Source organism: Alphaproteobacteria bacterium, from assembly GCA_017308135.1.
Classification (GTDB): Bacteria; Pseudomonadota; Alphaproteobacteria; order CACIAM-22H2; family CACIAM-22H2; genus Tagaea.
Map to the genome: position 1 here is coordinate 1 of JAFKFM010000010.1, position 20,915 is coordinate 20,915.

Consider the following 20,915-nt stretch of genomic DNA (forward strand, 5'->3'; position numbering starts at 1 on the left):
AGGTTGCCGCGAATGCCCTGCGCGACCGAGAAGGTCGACGCGTCGTCTTGCGCATCGGCGACGCGATAGCCGGTCTGCACCTGCTTGGAGGCGACGGACAGGGCCGACTGCGTGGTGCGCAACGAAGCGAGGGCGACGAGGGCGCCGACGTTGGTGTTAATCGAATTCGACATGATACGTGTTCCTTCCTTTCTAGGGTCTCTCCCGGCATTCTGCCGAGATAGCCAGCGAGCGCTTCCGGGATGGAATGCCCGCTCGCAAGGATGACAATACGCAACGTTTTTCGATCTGCCAAGCGAAATTCTCTAAAATTAGAAGAAAAATTTTGACGAATACGCCGGGCATTCTCTATTCAATCCGCCAATAAACTTTGCCGCATTCCAATGCGGAGACGGGAATTGGTCCCGATACGGCACGGCGGATCTGATGTATGCTCAAGTAATGGAAGGGATTTCGGCGATTCTGGCGGCCGCCTCGCGCAGTCACGCGCAAGGCGATTTCGCAGAAGCGGTTTCTGGATACCGTAAACTCGTTGCGGCCGGAATCCGCGTGCCGATGTTGTTTCAAAACCTCGGTGCGGCCTGTTTCGCTTTGTCGGACTGGGAGGGGGCACGCGACGCCTTCGCGACGGCGCTCCAAATCGCCGGCGACTCGCCCGACTCCGCCAAGCTGCATCTCAATCTCGGCGAAGCGCACGGCAAGCTCGGCGACTGGAATGCGGCGTCGCGCGAATTCATCCGCGCGTCGCAACTCGATCCAACGGATGCGGGCGCGTTCGCATTGGCCGGGCTCGCATTCCATCGCGCGCGCGATCTTGCCAAGGCGCAGGAATTCTATCGTGCGGCGTTGAAGCTGCTGCCGGACGACGCGGCACTTTGGAACAACCTCGGTGCGGCCGCGCAGGAAAGCGGCAATCCCGATGCCGCGATCGCCGCGTTCAAACGCGCGATCGAGATCGATCCGTCGCTGGCTTCGGCGCACGCCAATCTGGGTTCGGCCCTTGCCGATACGGGCGAACGCGAAGCCGCGCGCAATGCTTATGCGCGCGCGGTCGAACTCGATCCGGCGAATGCCGGTGCAAGGTTGGGCGCTTGCTTCGCCGAACTGCCGATCCTTTACGACAGCGCCGAGCAGATCGACGTCGCGCGCGACAATTACGCGGCCGCACTCGATCGGCTGATCGCGACGAGCGACACGAAGGATCCGGCCCTCGCCGCCGCGATCGGCCAGCATCATCCGTTCTATTTGCCCTATCAGGGCCGCGACGATGCGGATTTGCAGCGCCGCTATGGGCGCTTCGCCGCCGAAGCGATGGCGCATGCCTATCCGCAATGGGCGAAGCCCGTGGCGATGCCGCCGCGCGAACCGGATGGGCGTTTGCGCGTGGCTTTCGCAACCGCCTATTTCCGCAATCATTCGGTCTGGAAATTGTTCCGCGGTTGGATGGAAGGGCTCGACCGCAAGCGCTTCCGCTTGATGGGCTATTGGACCTCGCCCGCAGCCGATTCCGAAACGCCCAACGCGCGCGCGTGTTTCGAGCGTTTCGTCGAAGGCGGGTTCGAGACGATCGCGGCGGCACTCGAAACCGATCGTCCGCATGTGCTGATCTATCCCGAGCTCGGCATGGATCCAATCTGCCATCGCTTGGCGTGTTTGCGCTTCGCCCCCGTGCAAGCCTTCACCTGGGGCCATCCGGAAACGACCGGCTTCCCGGCAATCGATTGGTTCCTGACCAGCGATTTGATGGAGCCGCCGGGCGAGGGTACGCGCTACACCGAGCGCGTCGAACGCCTGCCGGGTTTGTCGATCGACTACGCGCCGCCCGAAACGCGCGCGACCCCTGATCCCGCCGCGTTCGGCTTGCGCAACACGGCGACGAAGTATCTCTGCTGCCAGTCGATCTTCAAATATCTGCCGCAGGACGATGTGCTGCTCGCGCGCATCGCCACGCGCGTGCCCCATTCGCAATTCGTGTTCGTCGGCCATCCCACGTCGCCCGCTCTTGCGGCGCGTTTCGCCGATCGCCTGCGCAAGGCGTTCAAGGCGCACGGCGTCGATCCTGCGCGCCACCTCGTGTTCCTGCCCTGGCTCGACCGCCAGCGTTACGCGAGCCTCAACGCGTCCTGCGATTTGTATTTGGACTCGCTGCGCTGGTCGGGCGGCAACACGGCGCTGGAAGCCTTGGCGCAAGGCGTGCCGCTGTTGACCTGGCCGGGCGAGACGATGCGGTCGCGCCACAGCTACGCGATCTTGAAGCAACTCGGCCTCGACGACGGGATCGCAACCTCGCCCGACGATTACGTCGCGCGCGCGGTGCGCTTCGGCCAAGACGAAGCGGCACTCGCCGCCTATCGCACGGCGACGCAGGCGGCTTTGCCGCGACTGTGGCGCGACAAGGCGCCGGTCGCAGCCTTGGCCGCTTTCATCGAACGCGAGGCCGCCGCCGCGCGATGACCGCCGATGCGCTTCATGCGGAGGGAACGGCGCTGCTTGCCCAGCAGGATCGCGACAGCGCGATCTTGAGATACGAGGCGGCATTGGCGCTCGATCCGCTGCATCTGCCGTCGCTCGTCGATTTGGGTGTGGCCAAATACTGGAAGCGCGACTACGCGCGCGCGATCGAGTTGTTCACGGCGGCGTTGACGCAACGCCCGGCCGACCGCGCCATCGCGATCAATCTCGCGCACGCCTTCGCCGACGATATGCGCCATGTCGCGGCCGAACGTTTGTGGCGCGCCTTAATCGCCGACGACCCGAGCCTCGCCCACGCGCATTACCAGCTCGGTTCCGCGTTGATGTGGCAGATGCGCCATCGCGAGGCGCGCGAATCGTTCCGTCGCGCGATCGATTTGTCGCAAGGCCCGGTGCGGCGCAAGATGTGGCGCGCCTATCTCAACGCGTTCCTATACGACGACGCGGTTCACCCGCAGGAAATCCGCAGCCGCAACGCCGAGTTCGTCGCCGAGTTGCCCAAGCCCGAAACGCCTGTCGTGTTCGCCAATCTGCGCGATCCCGGCCGCAAGCTGCGCATCGGCTATTCCAGCGCGGATTTCCGCGCGCATTCGGCGGCGCGCAGCTTCCGCGCCTTGTTCGAATTTCGCGACCGCGCGAATTTCGAGATCCATGTCTATTCCGAAGCGGCGACGGAAGACAGCGTGACAGACGAGTTCCGGGCGCTGGCCGATGGCTGGCGCTCGACCGTCGGTCTCGACGGGGCGCAAGCCGCCGCGATGATCCGCGCCGACGGCATCGACGTGCTGGTCACGATGGCGCAGCATTTCGATGACAACCGCCTCGACATTCCGGTGATGCGCGCGGCCCCCGTGCAGATCAACGCCTTCGACGTCGCGACCAGCGGCAGCGACGTGTTCGACGCGTTCCTCGCCGAGCCGACGATGGCGGCCATGCGTGGCGACGCGTTTACCGAGCGCGTGGTGCGCTCGCGCCGTGTTTACGTTCATGCGCCGTTGGAAGCCGCACCGCCGGTCGCAGTACCGCCCAGTGCGGCGGGTGCCGCGATCGCTTTCGGCTCGGCCAACAACCCGATCAAGATATCGGGCCGCGCGATCATGCTCTGGTCGCGCGTTCTGGCCGCCGTGCCCGGATCGACGCTGCGGCTGAAATTCTATAGCGCCTATCGCGAAGAGGCGACGCGCCTCGGCCTGCTCAACCGCTTCGCGGCGCACGGGATCGCGCCCGATCGGATCGTGTTCGAACTCGGCGGGGTGGAGACGGACGGCCATCTGCGGTTCTACGAACGCGTCGACGTGGCGCTGGACGCGACACCCTTCACGGGTTCGACCACGACCTTCGAAGCTTTGTGGATGGGCGTGCCGGTCGTGACCCCGCCGGGGCGCACCGTGTTGTCGCGCTGGACGGCGGGGATGCTCACCCGCGTGGGCCGCACCGATCTGATCGCGGCGAGCGACGAACATTTCGTGGCGCTGGCGATCGAGCAAGCGGTGAAGGCCAAGCACCAGGACCGCGCGGCTTTGCGCGAAGCGGTGCGCAAATCGGCGCTGTGCGATCCGCGCAAACAGGCGCGGGATTTCGAGCGGATCTATCGCGCCCTGTGGCGGCGCTATTGCGCCAAGGCGGGCGCGTGAGCGTCGCCGAGACCTTGCAAGCGGGCATCGCCGCGCATGGGCGCGGCGACAAACACGCGGCCTTGGCGCTGTTCGAACAAGCCGCGTCGGCCGAACTGGGCAATGCGGACGCCGCGTATCTTCATGGCTTCGTATTGTCCGAATTGGGGCGCGACGGCGAAGCGCTTGGTTCTCTCGAGCGCGCCGTTGCGCGCGTGCCCGGCAACGCCGCCTATCGCGGCGCTTTGGCGTTGTGCCTGAAAGGCCTCGGCCGGATCGGCGATGCGCGCGCCGAATTCGAGCGCGCCTTGGCATTGGCGCCCAACGATGTCGGCCTCGCGTTCAATCACGCCAACACGCTCGACGGCGATGCGGCCGTGGCGGCGTATGCGCGTGTATTGGCGCTCGATCCTCAGCACAGCGGCGCCAAGCTCAACCGCGCCAACGCGCTGGCCGCCTTGGGGCGCTGGCGCGAAGCCTTCGACGATTACGCGCGACTGCCCGGCGACAAGCGCGCGTTGATCGGCTTGGCGGGCGCGGCGCTGCATCTCGGCCGTGCGCAGATGGCGCATGATGCCGGGAAAGCGGCACTCGGCTTTGGCGACGATCCGAATGCGTGGTTCAATTTCGCCGTGGCACTCGGCATGCTCGGCCGCACCGACGATGCACTCGCGGCCTTCGGTAAGGCGGGCGACGATCCAAAGATCGCGCCCGCGAAAGCGACGGCGCTGAACCGCGCACATTGCTACGACGAGGCGTTGAAGGTGCTGGCGGATGCCGCACCCAGCTTCGAATACTGGATGGCGTTGGGCAACGCGCAGGCGGGCAGGGGCTTCTACGCCGCCGCCGCCGAGGCGTTCGCGCAAGCCGCCGCGTTGCGGCCCGGCGATCCCGACGCGGCGACGAACCACGCCAATGCGTTGCTCTATCGCGGGGAAGCGGATCGCGCTTGCGCGCTGCTGGCGAAACTGCCGGTGTCGTCGAGCGCGCTTTACGCGTTGAGCTATGCGGATGCGACAACGCCGGATGCGCTGCTCGAAGCGCATCGCGACTGGGCCAAGCGCTTTGCGCCCGTCGTGGCGCCCGCCATTCGCAACGCGCGGCCGCGCATCGGCTATGTCTCGGCCGATTTCTGCGCCCATTCCTGCGCGCATGTGTTGCGCGCCGTGCTGCCGAATCACGATCACGACAATGTCGAGATTCATGCGTTCTCGAACGTCGCGGCGGAAGATGCCGTCACGGCCGAACTCAAAGCGCATTTCGATCATTGGCACGATATCGCGGGCCTCGACGACGACGCGGCGGCCGATCTGATCCGTAGCGCGCGCATCGACCTATTGATCGATCTGTCCGGTCACACCGGCGGCCATCGCTTGGGCGTGTTCGCGCGCAAACCGGCACCGAGGCAAGCGACGTGGCTCGGCTATCCCGCCACGACCGGGTTGGCGCAAATCGATTTCCGGCTGGTCGATCGCGTCAGCGATCCGGCACCGGCGATGACGGAGGCGCCGGCCTTTATCGAGGGCGGGTTCTTGGCCTATGCGCCGCCACCGAATGCGCCTGAGCCGTCGCGCATTGGAACGGGGCCGGTCTTCGGCTCGTTCAACAATCTCGCCAAGCTGTCGCCGGCGACCATCGCGCTGTGGTCGAAGCTGTTGCGCGCGATGCCCGACGCGAAGCTGATCCTCAAGGCGCGCAGCTTCGAGGAAGCGGCCACACGTAACGCGATCGTGACGAAATTCGGCGACGTCGCCGAACGCGTCGAACTTCACGGCTGGCTCGGCGCGCATCTCGATCTTTATCGCAAGATCGACGTGGCGCTCGATCCTTTGCCCTATAACGGGACGATCACGACGTTCGAGGCGTTGTGGATGGGGGTGCCGGTCGTGACCTTGCCGGGGCGCACGCATGCTTCGCGCGTGGGGGCCTCGATCCTGCATCATGCGGGCTTCGGCGATTGGATCGCGAAAGACGAAGCGTCTTTCATCGAAACCGCGCGGCATTTGGCGAACGCGCCGCCGCCGCGCGAACAGATGCGGGCGCGTTTCGCGGCCTCGTCGTTGATGGACGGCAAGCGGATCGCGCGCGCGATCGAGGCGCTTACGGACGGTCCTTGATATAGGCGGCCGGCACGCCGCCCCAGATTTGATAGGGCGGAATCTCGCCCGACACGACCGATCCGGCGGCGACGATGGCGCCCTTGCCGATCTTGGCGCCGTCGAGGATCGTGGTGTTGGCGCCGATCCACACGTCGTCGCCGATCTCCACGCCGCCTTTCGACGGCGCGAAGCCCTGATGGCGGATTTCGACGTCGCGCCGCGCATAGGCGTGGTTCGACGGCACGACGCAAACATGCGGGGCCAGCAGCACGTAATTGCCGAGTTTGATTCCGTTGCCGGAATAAAGCGTGCAATGCGGATTGATGTAGCAATGTTCGCCGATCGACACGTCGCCCGAACCGCCGACGGCGCGGATCACGACGAAATCGTAGATCTGGCTGTGCGCGCCGATGCGGATCTTGGTGCCGCGCGTCGACGGGTGAATACGCGCGTCGGGCGACACATACGCCGTCGGATCGATCGACAGCGCGTCGCTCATGTCTTGGCGCCGAGCTTCTGCAACACGAAGGGCAGCAACTCGGCGATCTGGCGCGCGTTGGGCTCGTCCAGCCAGAAATACCCGTCATAGCCGCGCTTGGGGCCGTCGCTCAGCAATTCGACCTTGTCGTAGCGCTTGGCGAGCGCTGCGGCCTTCGCGAAGGCCGCGTCCCAGGCGCGTGTGGACAACGAAGCCCAATGCCAGCGCATCCAATCGGCGACCCATTCGGCGACGCAATGGTCGAAGACCACATCGCCGCCTTTGTCGAGTTCGGCCGCGTGCAGATCGAACAATTGCATGCGCAGCTCGGTCTGCAGATCGCGCGGCACTTCGTACATCGTCTGGAAGCCGCGCGACTGGACGAGCGCGCGGCCGGGATCGGCGACGATGCGCGCTTTGCCGCCGGCGAGTTTCGTCGTGACTTCTTGGCGGTCGATCGTCGGGGCGGCGGCGATGGCGATGATCATGTCACTTCACCCGCTTCAGGAAGCCGTGCGGCGACAGCGTCATCAGATATTTCTCCGGCAGTCGCAGATCGGGCACGAACGCGTCGGTCTCGGTCAGGAATTGCTTGGCGGCGGCGAGCGGCCCTTCGTTGGGCACGGGATGGTAGCCCATCAGATCGTTCAGCGAATCCTCGACGACGTAGTAAGAGCCGACATTGACGAATTTGGAGTAGAGCCGGATTTCCTTCAGCACGTGCTCCTTCTCGTGATCACTGTCGGCGATGACGAAGACCTTCTTGCCTTCGCAGCGCCGCGCGACTTCGTCGAGGATGCGCGCCGAGCCGCTATCGCCTTCGAGATACGTGATGTTCCCGGCTTCGCGCGGATCGTGCTTCAAATTCTTGAAGGTGATGTCGATGCCCAGCACTTCGCCATGGCCCATCAGCCTCAGGATATTGGCGAGGAACACGGAGGCGCCGCCGAACATCAACCCGAGTTCGAGCACGATGTCGGGCTTCGTGGCGTAGAGCAGTTCCTGATAGACCCAGCAATCCTCGGGCGACTTGATGATCTGATGGCCCAGCCACGTCTGCTGCATCTCGGGGATGCCGTATTTGTAGGCCTGGTGGACGTAGTAATAGTGATAGCGCAGATATTCGCGCACGGTCATGTTCGCCACGCGCTCCATATTCGTGCGCTTGGCGAAGATCGACGCGATCTGGTTCACATGCGGATTGTTGTAGAGGAGCTTGGGCGCCACTTGCGCCGTGCGGCAGAATTCCGCGCGCGCCGCATCGTCGTCGTCCAAGCGCCGTTCCACGAGGAACGACACATAGGCCTTGGCGATGGCGTGATCGGTGGCGGCGGTCTCGTCGAATTTCATCTTCTTCCATCCCGTTCGGCCGCGAGCGTTTGGAGCATGCCGGACAAAAACCCGTCGAGATCGTCGTGTGCCGCGCCGGTCTCGCCCCAGCTTGTTTCCAGCGCCAAGGCGGGTGGCGCTTGGGTCGGCGGCGGTGCTTCGATCGCGATCTCGCGTCCCAGCACGATCCGGGTGATCCCGGCGACTCGGGCGGCGAATTCGCGCACATTCATGGTATCGCGGCCCACGGCGTTGCGCACACGCCAGGGTTCCGGCGGCAGGGCCAGCGTGGCGGCGGCGATCTCGCCCAAACGGCGCGCCGCCAGGAAATTCCGCTGCTGAACGCCGGACGATTTCAGCACGATCTTGCCGGTCTCGACCGCTTCGCGCGGAAAACCGTAGGGGATCAACGCCCAGCGTTCGAAGCGCTTCAGATCGGCGGGGCGGCCATAGAGATTGCAGGCGCGGATCGTATCGCCCGAAATCCCGGAACTGCGCAGCACTTGTTCGGCGGCCAGATGCAGCCGCGCGTAATCGTTGGCGGGTTTGGGGAAGGCGTCTTCTTCGATTCGCCCTTCCAGCGGCCCATAGACATGCGCCGATGAAATATAGATCGCGCGCGCCAGCCCGGCGCGCTTGGCGGCGTCCAGCACCGTGCGCCAGGATTCGATGGCGATGCGCGGGCCCAATTCGGGGTCGCGCGCGGTCTCGTCCGTGATGCCGGCGGCATGGATCAATGCGTCGATGCCGCGCCAATCGATGCCCATGCCGGCCCCTTGTTGGGCGAGATCGATATGACGGCCGAGTTTCTCGCGCCGGCCCCAGGCGATCACCTGATGGCCCGCCGCGGCGAGGGCGGCGGCGATACCTTGGCCCGCGATGCCGGTGGCGCCGATAAGGGCGACGCGCTTGGCTACCATTCGATTTCGTCGGCGAAGGGCGAGACGATGTCGCGCAAGCGCGGCGCGGCGCGGTCGCGATCCGACAGGATCGGTTCGCGCGTCGGCCAATCGATGCCGAGATCGGGATCGGCCCAGGAAATCCCGGCTTCGGCCTGCGGCGCGTAGGGGGCGTCGACCTTGTATTGCACCAGCGTGTCGGGCGTGAGGGTGCAATAGCCGTGCGCGAAACCCTTGGGGATCACGACCCAGCGCGGCTCGGCGGCCGACAGCACGATCGAATCCCAGCGGCCGAAAGTCGACGAGCCGATGCGCAGATCGACGAATACGTCGAGCACGGCGCCGGCGGCGCAACGCACGATCTTGGTTTCGGCATACGGCGGGCGCTGGAAGTGCAAGCCCCGCAGCGTGTGTTTGGCGGCCGTGAACGCCTCGTTCTCCTGCGCGAACGCCGTGGGCAATCCGTGGGCCGCCCAAATCTCCGCATCGAACAAACGGCCGAAATAGCCGCGCGCATCTTTGCGCGGCGACAATTCGATCGCCATCGTGCCTTGGAGTTTAAGCGGGCGGATTTCCATCGTGGATCAGACCGGCGGTTTGACGATGACGCCTTGGCCCGTGGGCAGGCCCAGGATCGGCACGTTCCATTCCTTCGCCAATGCGTCGAAGGCGCGTTTCTGGTTGATATGCGGCGTCCAATTATAGTCGTCGAGCAGGATGACGCCGCCCGGCGACAGCATCGGCCAGAAATGGCGCGCCGCCGCGATTTCGGGGAAGGCGATATTCATGTCGAGCGACAGATAGGCGACGCGCGTGGTGTGGATCTGCGCCAGCGTGTCGGGCACCGCGCCCCGCACGATGCGCACGTTCGGAAACTTCGCGAATTTATCGACGACGATGTCGTAGGCGCCGCCGCCGCGATACTCGGCGTTGTAGCCTTGCAGGCCGATGGCGCGTTCGGCGTCGTTGATCTGATCTTCGGGCAAACCGTCATAGGTATCGGCCAGCCACATCGTGCGGTCGGTCAATTTGCCGAAGCCGGTCCAGTCGGCGATCGTGCCCGCCAGGATGCCGGTATTGACGCCGCATTCGACGAAATCGCCGGGCACGCGCAAGGCCTGCTCGGCCGCCCAGATCGCGATCCAGGCGCGCCACTCGATATGGATGTCCAGCATCCGCGTCGCGGTCGTGCGCATGCCGAAGCGATAGGCGCGCACGAAACGCGGATCGCGCAGGAATTCGCTGTTATGGATCGTCGCCAAGCCGTCGGCGTTGAATTGGATTTCGTCGGCCATGCGGTCTCCGATTCGGCGCTGGTGGCGCCATGGTGGTGCAGGCTCCGGCACGACGCAAGACGAACGGCCGGGCAATGGGCTAAGCTGGCGCTCCGAACATGCCCAAGGAAATCGTTCTGCTGACCGGGGATCGCGAGGCGCCGCATTTGGCGGCGCATCTACGCGGCTTCGCGCCGGCGGTGAATGTCCGCCATGTCGCGACGCGCGCGGCTCTGGACGAAGCCTTCGCCGTGCCCGTGGCCGGGCGGCGTTTGATCGCCTTTACCACCAATGTGATCGTGCCGGGGCGTTATCTCGCCGCGTGCGAGCATGGCGGCTATAATTTCCATCCCGGCCCGCCAAGCTATCCGGGCGTCTATCCCGAAAGTTTCGCGGTGTGGGAGCGGGCATCGCGTTTCGGCGCGACGGCGCACCGGATGTTGCGTCAAGTCGATGCGGGGCCGATCGTCGCGACCGAATGGTTCGACGTGCCGCCGGATTGCGGTCGGATGCATCTCGCCACGCTCGCTTTCGAGGCGTTGGTGCGCATCTTCGGCGATCTCGCCCATGCACTGATGAATGTGGATGCGTTGCTTCCCGAAAGCGGCGAGGCGTGGACGGGGGCGACGCGCCTGCGCAGCGAATTCGATGCGTTCTGCCGGATCGAGCCGGGCATGAGCGCGGAGGAATACAAACGCCGCTATCGCGCTTTCGGCGAAGGGCCGTTCCAGGACCTGCACATGACGATCCACGGCCATCGATTCAAAATCGACAATCCGTGGACGGAAGCGGATCTCAAACGCGAAATGGGGCGTTAGCGTCGGCGATCGCGTTCGCGCTCGCGTTTGCGCCGGTCGGCGGGTTCGCGCGCGGGCAGGCTGCGCGCATAATTGGCTTGGCCGCGTACGGCACTGGCCGCGGCCAGCGCCGCGACGAAGGGCCCGACATTCGTGTTCGTCGCCGCGTCGTTCGGCATCGGCGACGGCATCGCCGTTTTCGGCAAAGCCAGCGCCTTCAATACCAAAGCGGCGAGGGGGAGCGGGGCGGGGCTCAGCACTTTTCGTCCAGCACCATCGGCTGATAGGTGTAGGCGGCCTTCTTGGCCAGCGGCTGCGGGCGCGTACCGGTCTTGGTGTAGCCGGCCGCGTTGACGCGCTTCTCGTTCATCGCTTCGGCGATCGTTTTCATCACCTGTTCGTTGACCTTGCGGGCCGAATGGATCGCGCGTTCGTTCCGGCGCGCGGTTTCCTCGACCTTGTCCATCGCTTCGCGCACTTCGGCGAGCACGGCGGGCGCCAGCGCCTTGTAGTCGGCCGCGCGTTCCTTCGCCTGGCGCACGCACAGCACGAAATTGCGGGTGAGTTCGGCCTTCTCGCCCGAGATCTCGGCGATCTCCTGCATCTTCATGTCGACGAGCAGGGCGGTTTCCCGCTCCAGGCACGCGACCAGGCGCGCGGCGATCGCGATCAGCGTTTCGGCCGGATTGGCGAGCTGGGGCTTAGCGGGCGATTCCATCGGCCTTCTCCTGGATCTTGAGGATTTCGCTGGCGATATGCGGGGCGAGCCCGATGCCGCCGGCCTTGACCATCTGCTTGGCGTAGGCGCCGGTGAGGAACGAGCGCATCGTTTCCTCGGCCTGGCCGCCGCCGAATGTCGAGTTGACGGGGATGGTCGAGAACATGTGATTGAACATCTGTTCGAGGAACATGCTCTCGAAATCGGTCGCGGTCTTGTTCGCGGATTCGCGGGTGACGGCGGCGCTGCCGTTGCCTTTGAGCGCCATCGCCTTCTTCGAGACCACGCCATCGAGCGCGAATTCGCGGGCTTGGGAGATGTCCATGGCGAAACCCGAGCTCATGTCACATCACCGCGATTTCGGCTTGCAGCGCGCCGGCCGCTTTGATCGCTTGCAGGATGGTGATCATGTCGCGCGGCGTGATGCCCAGCGCGTTCAGACCGTTGACCAGTTCCTGCAACGTGACCGAACCCGGCAGAACCGCGAGGCGGCGGCCCGTGCCGTCGTCGACCTGGATGTCGGTGCGCGGCACCGTGGTCGTCGTGCCGGTCGAGGAGAACGGGTTGGGCTGGCTGACCTGCGGCGTCTCGGTGATGCGGATCGTCAGGTTGCCTTGGGCGATCGCGACGGTGGAGATGCGCACATTCTCGCCCATCACGATCGTGCCCGATTTTTCGTCGATCACGACGCGCGCCTGCTGGTCGGGCTGGACCTGCAGCTGCTCGATGTCGGTCAGGAAACCGACCAGATCGTTCTGGCGGCCGGGCGGGGGCACCATGATGATCGTGCCGGGATCGCGCGGGCGCGCGACCGGGCCGCCGGCGAAGGCGTTGATCGCCTGGGCGACGCGCCGCGCCGTGGTGAAATCGGGGTTGCGCAAAGTGAGGTTCACGGCCTGCATCGACGCCAACTCGAAGCCGAGTTCGCGTTCGACGATGGCGCCGTTGGAAACGCGACCGCCGGTCGGCGTGCCGCGCGTGACCGACGCGCCCTGGCCGCCGGCGGAGAAGCCGCCGATCGCCATCGGGCCTTGGGCCACCGCGTAGACTTCGCCGTCCGCACCCATAAGCGGGGTGACGAGCAGCGTGCCGCCTTGCAAGGACGTGGCGTCGCCCAGCGCGCCCACATTGACGTCGACCCGGCCGCCCTGGCGTGCGAAGGCGGGCAGGGTGGCGGTCACCATCACGGCGGCGACGTTCTTGGTGCGCAGCGTGTTGGCGATGTCGCGGGTGTTGACGCCCAGGCGTTCCAACATGCCGATCAAGGATTGCTGGGTGAACGGCGAGTTGTTGATCGTGTCGCCCGTTCCGTTGAGCCCGACCACCAGGCCGTAACCGACCAGGATGTTCTGGCGCACGCCTTCGAAGTCGGCGATGTCCTTGATCCGCACGCGGCCTTGGGCGGCCGCATCGGCGGGGATAAGGGCGCCGGTCGCCGCGAGGAGGGCGGCGAAGCAGGCACCGATCAGGTTCTTCATTCGGCTCGTCATGGCGTTATTTCTTCCCACGGACGGGGTTGGTCCGGGACAGGTGTTGCGAGGCGCATGCCAGTCGCACGCGCCATTCAACCCAATGAAAAACAACGATTTTTCATTTTCGGGATTGGCCTTGACCCGGCCATTTCTCCCCTGTCCCCGGCAGAATTTGCCGATTGCGCGAAACCCGAACCAAGCCCATCTTGATCGCAAGGGTTCCCGGCCATAACGGTTGGGACGGAGCGTTTTTGCCATGAAGATCGGCGAAACAAGCGGATCGCGGAATATCGGCGGGGCCGGCGGCGTCAAGCGCGGCGGCGGCGCCAAGGGATCCGATTTTTCGAAATTCCTTGAAGGCGACAGCGGCAAAGGCGTCGATGGTCCGTCCGGGACGGCGCCGACGCAGCTCGTGGGCGCGGTGCTGGGCGCCCAGGAAGTCGGGGATTCGACCTCCGAACGCGCCAACGGCAAGGCCCGCCAGCGGGCCGAGGAAATGCTCGAACGGCTCGAGGAACTGCGCACCGGTATCGTCACGGGCACCGTCTCGCGCGCCCGGCTGGTGGAATTGGCCCAAATGGCCCGCGCCCGGCGCGAAACCGGCGCCGACCCCAAGTTGCTGGAACTCGTGGGCGAAATCGAGCTGCGGGCCGAGGTCGAACTGGCCAAGCTCAGCCAAATCGACATCGTCCGGTAACGGACCTCCCTTAGACATTTTTTTGCTGGCAAACGGTGCTTGTCGCGCTATGTCCTGCCCCGCCCGGGCGGGGCCGGCGGACAAGCGAGCGTGCTTGCTTTGGTCGCCGGTATTCCGATACAAGCCGGGCCAACGGAACGCGAAACTCGGACGTCGAGCCGATCGAAAGCGAAAGACGGATCACAGTGAAAAACGGGGAAGCGATGACGTATCCGCTGTTGCCGCCGGATTATAAGCCGACGGAAAAAGAGGAATTCATGAACCCGCAGATGCGGGAATATTTCCGGCAAAAGCTGCTGACGTGGCGCGCCGAACTGCTGAAGGAGTCGAGCGAGACGCTGCACCACCTCCAGGAGGAAACGGTGCCCGAGGCCGACGTCACCGATCGCGCCTCGACCGAAACGGATCGCTTCACGGAGCTTCGCACGCGCGACCGCGAACGCAAGCTGATCGCCAAGATCGATTCCGCATTGCGCCGGATCGACGACGGCGTCTACGGCTATTGCGAGGATACGGGCGAGCCGATCGGCATCAAGCGCCTGGATGCCCGCCCGATCGCGACGTTGTCGATCGAAGCGCAGGAACGCCACGAGCGCATGGAGCGTACGCAGCGCGAGGATTGATCCAAGCGCTTCGTTCCAAGCCCAAATGAAAAAGCCCGGATGGTTCCATCCGGGCTTTTTTGTTGCGGGAGTTGCGGCCGGAATTATTCGGCGGCGGCGGCGGTCTGTTGCACGCAAGGAATGTATTCGCGGTCCTTGGCGGTCGACAGCGCGATCATCGCGTGGCTGCGCAGCACGCCTTGAATCGTCTTGATCCGGCGCGCGATCAGATCCTCGAGATCCTCGGGATCGCGGGCGCGCAGTTTCAGCATGTAGTTCCACTCGCCGGTGACGTGGTGGCATTCCTGGACCTCGGCGATCGCGCGGATCGCGTCCAGGAATTGCGGCTCGTTCTCCGGGCGGTCGATCGACACGCTGACGAAAGCCAGGACGGGGTATCCCAGCTTTCTGGCGTCGAGCCGCACGGTCCAGCCGCGCAGCGTGCCGGAGGTGACGAGCTTCTTGATGCGCTCGTTGGTGGCGGAGATCGACAGACCAATGGTCTTGCCGAGTTCGGCGAGGGAAGCCCGGGCGTCGGCCTGGAGTGCTTCCATGAGGGCGTAATCGATCCTGTCCATAACGCAAATTTCGCGAAGCAAATTGCGAATGTCAAAGATTTCTTTGGGTTAGCTGCCTTAAATATGCCTTACATCAGCAAGCCTAATGCTACGTTTACCACTTAAGTCATTGTCCAAAAACCAAGACCCCGCCCAGAGGGCGGGGTCTGATTAACCTCTTCGTATGGGGTATTTTTAGAAGGGCGAGATGATATCGATCATCTGATAGCCCCAGCGCGGCTGCTGGAGGTCGCTCAGCGTGCCGCGACCGCCGTAAGCGACTCGCGCTTCGGCCAGACGATCGTGGCGGATGGTGTTGTCCGACAGGATATCCGAAGGGCGCGCGACGCCGGTCACTTGCAGCTGGCGCGCTTCGTAGTTCACGCGGACTTCCTGGGTTCCGTAGAGCACGAGATTGCCGTTGGGCAGAACCTGCGTGACCACCGCGGCGACGCGCATCGACACCGACTCGTTGCGGGCGATCGTGCCCGTCCCGGTCGAGTTCGTCGTGCCGTCGACGCCGAGCAGGTTGCCCGTACCCGCCGAACCCTGCTGGCCCGGCGTGCCGATCGCGGCTTGGCCGCCCGGCAGGCGGCCGACGAGCGAGCTGGGGTCGTAGCCGAACAGGCCGGAGATATTGGCGCCGTCGTTCGACGTACGGCCGCGCGTCGAGGAATTCGTCAAGCTGGCATTGTCCGTCACGCTGATCACGACGGTGACGACGTCGCCGATCTGGTTGGCGCGCTGGTCCTTGAAGAAGGCCCGGGCCCCCGTGCGCCACAGCGAAGCGCCGGCGCGTTCGGGTTCGGGGCGGGGCATCGGCATCGTGACTTTGGGTTGCGCGTCCGCCGGATTGGCGATCGGGGAGAGCGAAGGCTCGCGGCCCATTTCCGAAAGGCGGCTCAGCGTATTGCCGCAAGCGCCAAGGCTGAGCGCCGAGGCGGCGACGAGAGCGATGCGAAGGGAGCGGTTCATCATGATCTCCGTGAATTCGGCTTTATGGGTTCGTTTTTATTGGGCGGATTTGTTCGGATCGAGATAGGCGAGCGGGCGGCCGAGCTGGACGAGCACCGTGTCGGGGGCGATGACGGTCGCTTCGATCGTGCGGTTCGACTGCGTGTTGACGATGCGGATCGTGTCGCCGCGGGCACCGTCTTCGGTGGCACGGCCTTGGGCGCTGAGTTGCAGGCTGCCGGTCTGCAACACGATCGTGACGGTCGCGTTGCGGGTGACCAGCGTGGGCGCGCGGACGTCGCCTTCGCGCACCGGCTCGCCGTCGCGCAAGCGCACGCGGGCGGTCTGGCCCACCAGGCGCTTCGGGTCGGCGATCAGATCGCGCTTGTTCGCGTCTTCGCGCACTTGGGCGAATTCGATGTCGTTGGCGCGGATCGTTTCGCCGGTGTTGACCGCGCGGCGCAGGATCGGCAGGCGGGCGGTGGCGAACAGGCGGCCCTGGATCTGCAAGCGCTGGGCGCCGGCATGACCCGCACCGGCGATGATCGACGCGGTGAAGCGGTTGGTGTTGCGGTCGATGCGGACTTGCTGCACGTCGACATGCGCGGGCGCTTCGAGCGGCAGGTGGATCGCGATCGCGCGGCTGCCGAGATCGATCTCGTCGCCGTCGCGCATGCCTTCGGCCTTCAGCGCTTCGCGCAGCGGCGGCAGGATGTCGTTCTGGTCGAGCGTACGGCCCGCACGTTCCAGCACCACGCGGTCGAAGCGCGTCTGCGGGCGCCAAGCGACACCGTTGGCGCGGGCGATATCGACGAGCTGCGTGACTTCGACCGAAATGCGCCGGCCCGGGGCGGGGCTACGCAGCACCGCGCGGTCGGACGTGATGCCGTCGAACAAGTCGGAGAGGCGCACGATGTCGGCTTCGACCGTCACCACATCGGTGCGCAGCGATTGCGCCGGGGCGGGGGCGGCGGCGGCGACGATCGACGCGGCGAGGAAGGTGATGAAGAGGACGAAGGTTTTCATGGCGGTTCTCCGGCGACCCGATGGTTCAGCGCATCTGGTTGACGACGTTGAGCATCTGGTCGGAGGCCTGGATGACCTTCGAGTTCATTTCGTAGGCGCGCTGTGCGGTGATCAGCGTCGTGATCTCGTTCACCGAGTTCACGTTCGAGGATTCGACGAAGCCTTGCTGCAGCGTGCCCACGCCGGCCGTACCGGCCGTGCCCACCGTCGCCTGGCCCGACGCGTCGGTCGGCAGGAACGAGGTGTTGCCGATCGGCTGGAGGCCCGCTTCGTTGACGAAGGTCGCCATCTGGAACTGGCCGATCTGCTGCAACGCCGTCTGGCCGGGGACGCGCACGAAGAGCTGGCCCGATTGGTTGACCGAAACTTCGACCGCGTTGTTCGGCACGTTGCCGGGGCCCTGCACCGGGAAGCCGTCGGCGGTGACGACCTGGCCCTGGTTGTTGAGCTGCAACGAACCAGCGCGGGTATAGGCGGTTTCGCCGGTGGGCAGCGTCACCACGAAGAAGCCCTTGCCCTGGATCGCGAGATCGAGCGGGTTGTCGGTCTTCAGCAGCGAGCCTTGCTCGTGGATGCGGTAGACGGCCGTGGGCTTCACGCCGAGACCGATCTGAATGCCGGCCGGCACCGTGCCGCCCGTGTCCGACGCGGCCGTGCCCGCACGGCGCTGGCCCTGATACAGCAGGTCCTGGAATTCCGCGCGCTGACGCTTGAAGCCCGTCGTGTTCAAGTTCGCGATGTTGTTCGAGATGACTTCGACGTTCAGCTGCTGGGCCAGCATGCCGGTGGCGGCGGTGTTGAGGGAGCGCATGGGGTTTCTCCTTCGATATCCGGTTAAGCGACGCGGGCGAGGCGTTCGATCGCCTTGCGCGCGCGCTCGTGTTCGCTGTCGATGACGCGTTGAGCCGATTCGTAACGGCGGGTGATGTCGAGCATCGTCGTCAGCTCCGTGACCGAGACCACGTTGGAGCCTTCGAGGATGCCCTGATGCACTTCCGCGCGCGGATCGGCGGGGATGGGATCGTTGTTGGAAGCGTAAAGACCGCCGCCCAAGCGCGTCAGCGCCTGTTCGTCCTGGAACTGGACGAGGCGGATGCGGCCGATATTCTGGTTGCCGGCGTAGACTTCGCCTTGGCGGGTGATTTCGAGGCCCGTCGCTTCCGGCGGCACGGTCATCGGCTGGTTGTTCTGGTCGAGGACGGGGAAGCCCTCGGCGTTGACGATGCGGCCCTGGCCGTCGAGGCGGAAATTGCCGTCGCGCGTGAAGCGCTGGCCGACCGGCGTGTCGACGACGAAATAGGCGTTGCCGTGGATGGCGACGTCGAGCGGCGCGTCGGTCTTGATCATCTGGCCGCCGCGCACGTCGCGATAGGTGCCGATGCCTTCGACGAACGCGACCTTGTTGGCGCCGTCGCCGCCCACGCCGGGGTTGCCGGCCTTGGGGGTGAGGTACGAGGCGAACAGCAAACGCTCGGCGCGATAGCCGGTCGTGTTGGCGTTGGCGATGTTGTTCGCCACGGTCTCCATCTGACGGCGCAGCGCGAGCTGGTTCGACAGCGCGAGGTATGTGGGGTTTTCCATCGTCGTTCGGTCCCGTTGGTCTCAAGGTCGCCCGTCGATCGGGCAGATCAGGTATCGCAACCCGCGTGCCAGGGCGTATTGCGATATAAATCAATGGCTTGATCCGGTGGCGGGGGCGTGGAAATCTGTCCTCCGGCAATTCTTGCCGGGCTGTTCCTGCCGCGAACGGGCCAAAACGGGAGGGGGTGGGCGATGGATGCCGGAAAACTCAAACGCGAGCTCGACGACGCGTTCAAGGCGCGCGCCCGGCTTTATCGGGCGATCCTGGACGAGCTGACGGCCGAAATCGGCGCCGAACGGGCCGAAGCCGTGCTCGGCCGGGCGATCGAAAAGCGCGGGATCGCGGCGGGCACGGCGCTATTCGGCGGGCTCGAATCGCCCACGGCCAAAGACGTAGCCGATCGGTTTTTGGCCGTGAGCCCGGCCGAGGGCACGCTTTATCCGCATACGCGCGACGACCGGGCGGGCGCGAACGGCGAAACCGGCGTCACCGTGAAGGTCCATCGCTGCCCGTTGCAGGAGGCGTGGCGCGAGGATGGCGCCTCGGATGCCGAGATCGCGCGGCTGTGCCGAATCTCCGGCCGGTTCGACACGGGCTGCTTCGGGGCCAGCGGTGTCGACTTCGAAGCGACGACCTGGACGCCCGGAAGTACCGGGTGCTGCACGCTTTTCCTGGGATCGGCGGCCCCGGCAGGGAAGCGTTGAATCCCGGAACGGGGTGGGGCATAGTCCGCGCCCGTTCGAGGCCGGCCCGCCCCAGGGCCACCTATATATACGTCACGACGTAGATAGAGGTCGCGCCGCGAACCCGTTCGGAGCGTAGCGCAGCCCGGTAGCGCATCAGTCTGGGGGACTGGGGGTCGTGGGTTCGAATCCCGCCGCTCCGACCATTCGTTAGAGACGAAGAAGCCCGCCCTGGGAAACCAGCGGCGGGCTTCGGCGTTTAAACAGGCGGGCGGCGTTGCGCCCAGGGCTGTGCTGTTTCGATCCAACGGGCGATGGAAAGCAATCGCGCTTCGTCGTACCAGCGCCCGACGAGTTGCAGGCCGATCGGCAGGCCTTCGGCGTTCCAGCCGCACGGAATGGAAAGGGCCGGATGCCCCGTGAGATTGAACGGATAGAGCGGCGCGCACCATTCCGCGTACATCGGCGTGTTCATGGCGCCGCCCGCGTCAACCGGCTTGGCAGGCGATAGCAAGGTCGGCATCGCGAGCACGTCGTAGCGGGTCAGCAATTCCTGGACGCCGCGGAACAGCACGGTGCGGCGGTCGCTCGCCTTCTGCCAATCGACGGCCGAATAGCCTGCGCCCTGGCGGACCATATCTTTGATCGTATCGGTCATCCGGTCGCCATGGCGCGCGAGGAGCGGCGGGGTGAGAGTGGCGCGGCTCGCCGTCGCGATGACGACGTAATACTCGAACACATCGTCGAACAGTTTCGTTTCGACGTCGTCGGCTTCGGCACCGCCGTCGCGTTGCAGCGCCTTGATCGTTACCTCGCACGCTTGCGCCACCTCGGGATCGATCGGATAGGCGCCGAAACGCGGCAGCCAGCCGATTTTCATGCCGAGTGGTGTGCCAGTAGCGGAGGCGGGTGCAAACGGAGCGACCCCCAGCGAGTGCGGATCCCGCCGGTCTTCGCCCGACATGATCGAGAGCATGACGGAAAGATCTTCGACATCGCGGCACATCGGGCCGGCGAAAACGAAGTTCGCGAACGATTCGGCGAAGAATTCGGCCGGGATGCGGCCCAGCGTCGCCTTCAATCCCAGAATGCCGGCGCAAGCGGCGGGGCAGCGGATCGATCCGCCGCCTTCCGTGCCGACGGCAAGTGCTCCAACACCCGCAGCCACGGCGGCACTCGCACCGCCGCTGGAACCGCCCGGCGTATGGGCAAGCGACCAGGGATTGCGCGTGATGCCGTATTTCGGGCTGTCGGTCAGCATTTTGTGCGCGAGCTCAGGCAGCGTCGTCTTGGCGACGACGATGGCGCCCGCCGCGCGCAACCGCGCCGCCAGCGTTACATCGGCTTGTGCGACGACATCGGCGAAGGCATGCGACCCGTTAGTGAGCGGGTCGCCAGCCGTGGCCAGATTGTCCTTTATTGTGATCGGAATGCCATGCAGCGGCCCGGTGGCTTTGCCGTGCGCGAGCGCCTCGGTCGCCGCGCGCGCCTCCTGGCGCGCCTTTTCATAGCGATCGACGGCGACGAAATTCAGCGCGGGCTGCAATCGTTCGGCACGTGCGATGGTCGCGTCGACGATCTCGACGGGCGTAAGACGGCCAGCCGCGATTTCGGACGACAGGATTCGCGCGGGCGCGTAGCAGATGTCTTCGGCGTTCAATTC

General features: G+C 65.3%; 24 protein-coding genes and 1 tRNA gene. 8 read left to right on the forward strand and 17 right to left on the reverse strand.

The window, feature by feature from the left end; translation table 11 throughout:
• On the reverse strand, window positions 1-173 hold a 173-nt coding region (locus J0H39_16880), incomplete at its 3' end, for a flagellin (protein ID MBN9498429.1).
• A 253-nt stretch (window positions 174-426) separates the two neighbouring features.
• Here J0H39_16880 and J0H39_16885 point away from each other — a divergent pair.
• From J0H39_16885 to J0H39_16895, 3 genes are read left to right on the forward strand one after another with little or no spacing between them, the layout of a single operon-like run.
• Window positions 427-2,454 (forward strand): tetratricopeptide repeat protein, encoded by a 2,028-nt coding sequence (locus J0H39_16885; protein ID MBN9498430.1) that lies wholly within the window; start codon window positions 427-429, stop codon window positions 2,452-2,454.
• Window positions 2,451-4,106: a tetratricopeptide repeat protein gene (locus J0H39_16890; GenBank protein ID MBN9498431.1), complete on the forward strand. Its 1,656-nt coding sequence runs from the start codon at window positions 2,451-2,453 to the stop codon at window positions 4,104-4,106. Before J0H39_16885 ends, J0H39_16890 begins: the two co-directional genes overlap by 4 nt.
• Window positions 4,073-6,202, forward strand: a complete 2,130-nt coding sequence (locus tag J0H39_16895) for a tetratricopeptide repeat protein (GenBank protein MBN9498432.1) — start codon at window positions 4,073-4,075, stop codon at window positions 6,200-6,202. Before J0H39_16890 ends, J0H39_16895 begins: the two co-directional genes overlap by 34 nt.
• Here J0H39_16895 and J0H39_16900 read toward each other — a convergent pair.
• Genes J0H39_16900 through J0H39_16925 form a run of 6 tightly spaced genes read right to left on the reverse strand, consistent with a single transcriptional unit; the run spans window position 6,186 to window position 10,185 of the window.
• Window positions 6,186-6,683, reverse strand: a complete 498-nt coding sequence (locus J0H39_16900) for an acyltransferase (GenBank protein MBN9498433.1) — start codon at window positions 6,681-6,683, stop codon at window positions 6,186-6,188. The two genes, J0H39_16895 and J0H39_16900, sit on opposite strands and share 17 nt — an antisense overlap.
• Complete coding sequence (locus J0H39_16905) at window positions 6,680-7,150, reverse strand: hypothetical protein (GenBank protein MBN9498434.1); 471 nt, start codon at window positions 7,148-7,150, stop codon at window positions 6,680-6,682. Before J0H39_16905 ends, J0H39_16900 begins: the two co-directional genes overlap by 4 nt.
• A 1-nt stretch (window position 7,151) precedes the next feature.
• Entirely contained in the window at window positions 7,152-8,012 is an 861-nt protein-coding gene (locus tag J0H39_16910; protein MBN9498435.1) for a hypothetical protein, read from the reverse strand.
• Window positions 8,009-8,911 carry an SDR family oxidoreductase gene (locus tag J0H39_16915; GenBank protein ID MBN9498436.1) on the reverse strand — a complete coding sequence of 301 codons (903 nt, stop codon included), beginning with the start codon at window positions 8,909-8,911 and terminating at the stop codon, window positions 8,009-8,011. The genes J0H39_16910 and J0H39_16915 overlap by 4 nt, the downstream gene beginning before the upstream one ends.
• Complete coding sequence (rfbC, locus tag J0H39_16920) at window positions 8,905-9,468, reverse strand: dTDP-4-dehydrorhamnose 3,5-epimerase (GenBank protein MBN9498437.1); 564 nt, start codon at window positions 9,466-9,468, stop codon at window positions 8,905-8,907. The genes J0H39_16915 and rfbC overlap by 7 nt, the downstream gene beginning before the upstream one ends.
• Window positions 9,469-9,474: 6 nt before the next feature.
• The gene (locus J0H39_16925; protein ID MBN9498438.1) at window positions 9,475-10,185 is read right to left on the reverse strand and encodes a class I SAM-dependent methyltransferase; all 711 of its coding nucleotides are present in this window, start codon (window positions 10,183-10,185) and stop codon (window positions 9,475-9,477) included.
• Between the two features lie 98 nt (window positions 10,186-10,283).
• Between J0H39_16925 and J0H39_16930 the strand changes: the two genes are divergently transcribed.
• The gene (locus J0H39_16930; GenBank protein ID MBN9498439.1) at window positions 10,284-10,982 is read left to right on the forward strand and encodes a methionyl-tRNA formyltransferase; all 699 of its coding nucleotides are present in this window, start codon (window positions 10,284-10,286) and stop codon (window positions 10,980-10,982) included.
• Here J0H39_16930 and J0H39_16935 read toward each other — a convergent pair.
• The 4 genes from J0H39_16935 to J0H39_16950 are packed head-to-tail and all read right to left on the reverse strand — an operon-like array spanning window position 10,979 to window position 13,169.
• A complete protein-coding gene (locus J0H39_16935; GenBank protein MBN9498440.1) occupies window positions 10,979-11,221 on the reverse strand; it encodes a hypothetical protein in 243 nt (80 codons plus the stop codon). The two genes, J0H39_16930 and J0H39_16935, sit on opposite strands and share 4 nt — an antisense overlap.
• On the reverse strand, window positions 11,215-11,679 hold the full coding sequence (locus J0H39_16940) for a hypothetical protein (GenBank protein MBN9498441.1): 465 nt from the start codon (window positions 11,677-11,679) through the stop codon (window positions 11,215-11,217). Before J0H39_16940 ends, J0H39_16935 begins: the two co-directional genes overlap by 7 nt.
• Window positions 11,663-12,022 (reverse strand): rod-binding protein, encoded by a 360-nt coding sequence (locus tag J0H39_16945; GenBank protein ID MBN9498442.1) that lies wholly within the window; start codon window positions 12,020-12,022, stop codon window positions 11,663-11,665. The genes J0H39_16940 and J0H39_16945 overlap by 17 nt, the downstream gene beginning before the upstream one ends.
• A gap of 1 nt (window position 12,023) precedes the next feature.
• Window positions 12,024-13,169: a flagellar basal body P-ring protein FlgI gene (locus J0H39_16950; protein MBN9498443.1), complete on the reverse strand. Its 1,146-nt coding sequence runs from the start codon at window positions 13,167-13,169 to the stop codon at window positions 12,024-12,026.
• A 238-nt stretch (window positions 13,170-13,407) separates the two neighbouring features.
• Here J0H39_16950 and J0H39_16955 point away from each other — a divergent pair, with 238 nt between their 5' ends.
• Together J0H39_16955 and dksA are read left to right on the forward strand one after the other, a co-directional pair.
• Window positions 13,408-13,848, forward strand: coding sequence for a flagellar assembly protein FliX (locus J0H39_16955; GenBank protein MBN9498444.1), 441 nt, complete (start codon window positions 13,408-13,410; stop codon window positions 13,846-13,848).
• Window positions 13,849-14,051: 203 nt separating this feature from the next.
• Window positions 14,052-14,471: an RNA polymerase-binding protein DksA gene (gene dksA / locus J0H39_16960; GenBank protein ID MBN9498445.1), complete on the forward strand. Its 420-nt coding sequence runs from the start codon at window positions 14,052-14,054 to the stop codon at window positions 14,469-14,471.
• An 83-nt stretch (window positions 14,472-14,554) separates the two neighbouring features.
• Here the strand turns inward: dksA and J0H39_16965 are convergent, their stop codons facing one another.
• The 5 genes from J0H39_16965 to flgF all read right to left on the reverse strand — a co-directional run bounded on the left by J0H39_16965 (window position 14,555) and on the right by flgF (window position 18,568).
• The gene (locus J0H39_16965; protein MBN9498446.1) at window positions 14,555-15,028 is read right to left on the reverse strand and encodes an Lrp/AsnC family transcriptional regulator; all 474 of its coding nucleotides are present in this window, start codon (window positions 15,026-15,028) and stop codon (window positions 14,555-14,557) included.
• A gap of 174 nt (window positions 15,029-15,202) precedes the next feature.
• Window positions 15,203-15,985, reverse strand: a complete 783-nt coding sequence (locus J0H39_16970; protein MBN9498447.1) for a flagellar basal body L-ring protein FlgH — start codon at window positions 15,983-15,985, stop codon at window positions 15,203-15,205.
• A gap of 33 nt (window positions 15,986-16,018) precedes the next feature.
• Window positions 16,019-16,987: a flagellar basal body P-ring formation protein FlgA gene (gene flgA, locus J0H39_16975; protein MBN9498448.1), complete on the reverse strand. Its 969-nt coding sequence runs from the start codon at window positions 16,985-16,987 to the stop codon at window positions 16,019-16,021.
• A gap of 25 nt (window positions 16,988-17,012) precedes the next feature.
• On the reverse strand, window positions 17,013-17,798 hold the full coding sequence (gene flgG / locus J0H39_16980) for a flagellar basal-body rod protein FlgG (protein ID MBN9498449.1): 786 nt from the start codon (window positions 17,796-17,798) through the stop codon (window positions 17,013-17,015).
• Window positions 17,799-17,821: 23 nt separating this feature from the next.
• Window positions 17,822-18,568, reverse strand: a complete 747-nt coding sequence (gene flgF, locus J0H39_16985; GenBank protein MBN9498450.1) for a flagellar basal-body rod protein FlgF — start codon at window positions 18,566-18,568, stop codon at window positions 17,822-17,824.
• Between the two features lie 192 nt (window positions 18,569-18,760).
• Here flgF and J0H39_16990 point away from each other — a divergent pair, with 192 nt between their 5' ends.
• Window positions 18,761-19,273 carry an L-2-amino-thiazoline-4-carboxylic acid hydrolase gene (locus J0H39_16990; protein ID MBN9498451.1) on the forward strand — a complete coding sequence of 171 codons (513 nt, stop codon included), beginning with the start codon at window positions 18,761-18,763 and terminating at the stop codon, window positions 19,271-19,273.
• Between the two features lie 108 nt (window positions 19,274-19,381).
• Window positions 19,382-19,458: transfer RNA gene (locus tag J0H39_16995), tRNA-Pro, on the forward strand.
• A gap of 53 nt (window positions 19,459-19,511) precedes the next feature.
• Here J0H39_16995 and J0H39_17000 read toward each other — a convergent pair.
• Window positions 19,512-20,912: an amidase gene (locus tag J0H39_17000; protein MBN9498452.1), complete on the reverse strand. Its 1,401-nt coding sequence runs from the start codon at window positions 20,910-20,912 to the stop codon at window positions 19,512-19,514.
• Window positions 20,913-20,915: the final 3 nt, after the last annotated feature.

Bases quoted from the DNA above. Each gene is read 5' to 3' on its own strand.
- J0H39_16885 (MBN9498430.1), top strand. From the start codon at position 427: ATGTATGCTCAAGTAATGGAAGGGATTTCGGCGATTCTGGCGGCCGCC.
- J0H39_16930 (MBN9498439.1), top strand. From the start codon at position 10,284: ATGCCCAAGGAAATCGTTCTGCTGACCGGGGATCGCGAGGCGCCGCAT.
- dksA (MBN9498445.1), top strand. From the start codon at position 14,052: ATGACGTATCCGCTGTTGCCGCCGGATTATAAGCCGACGGAAAAAGAG.
- J0H39_16900 (MBN9498433.1), bottom strand. From the start codon at position 6,683: ATGAGCGACGCGCTGTCGATCGATCCGACGGCGTATGTGTCGCCCGAC.
- J0H39_16890 (MBN9498431.1), top strand. From the start codon at position 2,451: ATGACCGCCGATGCGCTTCATGCGGAGGGAACGGCGCTGCTTGCCCAG.
- flgF (MBN9498450.1), bottom strand. From the start codon at position 18,568: ATGGAAAACCCCACATACCTCGCGCTGTCGAACCAGCTCGCGCTGCGC.
- J0H39_16915 (MBN9498436.1), bottom strand. From the start codon at position 8,911: ATGGTAGCCAAGCGCGTCGCCCTTATCGGCGCCACCGGCATCGCGGGC.
- J0H39_16910 (MBN9498435.1), bottom strand. From the start codon at position 8,012: ATGAAATTCGACGAGACCGCCGCCACCGATCACGCCATCGCCAAGGCC.
- J0H39_16925 (MBN9498438.1), bottom strand. From the start codon at position 10,185: ATGGCCGACGAAATCCAATTCAACGCCGACGGCTTGGCGACGATCCAT.
- J0H39_16970 (MBN9498447.1), bottom strand. From the start codon at position 15,985: ATGATGAACCGCTCCCTTCGCATCGCTCTCGTCGCCGCCTCGGCGCTC.
- J0H39_16945 (MBN9498442.1), bottom strand. From the start codon at position 12,022: ATGAGCTCGGGTTTCGCCATGGACATCTCCCAAGCCCGCGAATTCGCG.
- J0H39_16950 (MBN9498443.1), bottom strand. From the start codon at position 13,169: ATGACGAGCCGAATGAAGAACCTGATCGGTGCCTGCTTCGCCGCCCTC.
- flgA (MBN9498448.1), bottom strand. From the start codon at position 16,987: ATGAAAACCTTCGTCCTCTTCATCACCTTCCTCGCCGCGTCGATCGTC.
- J0H39_16955 (MBN9498444.1), top strand. From the start codon at position 13,408: ATGAAGATCGGCGAAACAAGCGGATCGCGGAATATCGGCGGGGCCGGC.
- J0H39_16940 (MBN9498441.1), bottom strand. From the start codon at position 11,679: ATGGAATCGCCCGCTAAGCCCCAGCTCGCCAATCCGGCCGAAACGCTG.
- J0H39_16965 (MBN9498446.1), bottom strand. From the start codon at position 15,028: ATGGACAGGATCGATTACGCCCTCATGGAAGCACTCCAGGCCGACGCC.
- J0H39_16905 (MBN9498434.1), bottom strand. From the start codon at position 7,150: ATGATCATCGCCATCGCCGCCGCCCCGACGATCGACCGCCAAGAAGTC.
- J0H39_16990 (MBN9498451.1), top strand. From the start codon at position 18,761: ATGGATGCCGGAAAACTCAAACGCGAGCTCGACGACGCGTTCAAGGCG.
- rfbC (MBN9498437.1), bottom strand. From the start codon at position 9,468: ATGGAAATCCGCCCGCTTAAACTCCAAGGCACGATGGCGATCGAATTG.
- flgG (MBN9498449.1), bottom strand. From the start codon at position 17,798: ATGCGCTCCCTCAACACCGCCGCCACCGGCATGCTGGCCCAGCAGCTG.